2 protein-coding genes are annotated in these 1,964 nt (G+C 52.7%); one reads left to right on the top strand and one right to left on the bottom strand.

The window, feature by feature from the left end:
• Positions 1-536, bottom strand: a 536-nt coding sequence (locus tag RTY00_RS24235) for an extensin family protein (protein WP_312666668.1), incomplete at its 3' end; no start/stop codon positions are given.
• Positions 537-944: 408 nt separating this feature from the next.
• Here RTY00_RS24235 and RTY00_RS24240 point away from each other — a divergent pair.
• Positions 945-1,964 (top strand): amino acid permease (locus tag RTY00_RS24240; protein ID WP_312666669.1); only part of this gene is annotated, 1,020 nt, incomplete at its 3' end.

Consider the following 1,964-nt stretch of genomic DNA (forward strand, 5'->3'; position numbering starts at 1 on the left):
TGTAACCAACGCCCGTTAGCCAATTGAAATCCGGTGATATCCCAGGCATCAGCGCTGGCGTGCTCGCTCAAACGCCCTTCCTGACGATGATAAATATTGCGACAAGCGTAGCTGCCAACATGAGCAATGCGTTTCAGCGGGCTGTCAAAACCGGCCTGGCGTAACGCTCTATCGCTGTTAATCACGAACATGGTGCTGGTCACCGCCATTGGACAGCTGGCGAGAAAACTGCTGCTAAGAGAAACATCGCCATAGCCGTTGATGCGTAGCGGCTGTTCGATCGGACAATCACCCTGCATCGGCGGCACGGCGCGAAACTGCACCAGCCGCTGTTCGCTAGCTTGTTGCATCACCGCCATACAGGCGGCGGGATCGCCATTCAGCTTTTTCAGCTTGTAGCGTGTCATCCAACCTGGCGGGTCGGTGACCTTAAGCGGCGTAAAGGGATTCCACTGAGGCGGAAGATGGGTTTTCAACCACGGCAAACTGAGCCAGCCGCAAACAGCCAGCAACGCGACGGCGAACAGAGCGCGCACAATGCCTCACTTTTCCTGATGAAACGAACTAACAAGTGTAGAAGTCATGCGGGTGGAAAGTGACGTAAATCGCTTAATTGTTGAAGATTTACGCAAAATGACGGCGCTTTAAACTCTGTAAATAATTACTGACACAGCAAAGCGCGTAAAAGGTCACAAAGGGGGAAAAACCATTACCGAAACTGCTTAGCTTTCCACTATCTTATGCCACTTGCCTATACAACGGCTCATAACGATTGCCCTAAATAATTCGAGCCGCAGAAAGGCGGCAAGAGTGTGAATCATGGGGAGCTTAATTTAGTCAGTTCCTGGGGTGAACACGCGTAGCCAACGCATCTGCGGCTTGAAGTATGACGGGCAAAACAGCCATTAGAGCTGACACAACATCCCGACAGGAAAGAATAATTTATGGTTGATCAATCAAAAGAGGCGCTCGTTGAGGCCGAACAGCCGGATAAGCTCCAGCGTAGCCTGCATAATCGCCACATTCAGCTGATTGCTATCGGTGGCGCCATCGGCACAGGGCTGTTTATGGGCTCGGGTAAAACCATCAGCCTGGCAGGTCCGTCGATCATTTTCGTCTATATGATCATTGGTTTTATGCTGTTTTTCGTCATGCGCGCCATGGGCGAACTGCTGTTATCCAACCTCGAATACAAATCCTTTAGCGATTTCGCCGCTGATTTACTCGGTCCGTGGGCGGGTTACTTTACCGGCTGGACTTACTGGTTCTGTTGGGTGGTGACCGGCATTGCCGATGTGGTCGCCATCAGCGCCTATTTTCAGTTGTGGTTCCCGGACTTCTCCATCTGGATGAGTGCCCTGCTGTGCGTCTTTGTCTTCCTGGCATTGAACATCGCTACGGTAAAGCTGTTTGGTGAGATGGAATTCTGGTTCGCGATTATCAAAATCGTCGCCATTGTTGCGCTGATCATTACCGGCATTGTGCTGGTGAGCATGCATTATCCGTCGCCAAATGGTGGCACTGCGTCCCTGAGTAACATCTGGGATCACGGCGGCATGTTCCCGAAAGGGTTAAGCGGCTTCTTTGCCGGTTTTCAGATTGCGGTTTTCGCCTTTGTCGGCATTGAGCTGGTCGGCACTGCGGCGGCAGAAACCAAAGATCCGCACAAAGTTCTGCCACGCGCGATTAACGCCATTCCGCTGCGGATCATTATGTTTTACGTGCTGGCGCTGATGGTGATCATGGCGGTAACGCCGTGGAATCAGGTGCTGCCGAATCGTAGCCCGTTCGTTGAGATGTTTGTGCTGATTGGCTTGCCTGCCGCTGCCAGCATCGTCAACTTCGTGGTGCTGACCTCCGCCGCCTCTTCCGCTAATAGCGGTATCTTCTCCACCAGCCGCATGTTGTATGGTCTGGCGGAACAAGGCGTGGCGCATAAAGCCTTTGGTCGCCTCTCCGCGCGT

It is taken from the genome of Pantoea sp. CTOTU49201, assembly GCF_032054795.1.
GTDB lineage: Bacteria > Pseudomonadota > Gammaproteobacteria > Enterobacterales > Enterobacteriaceae > Pantoea > Pantoea symbiotica.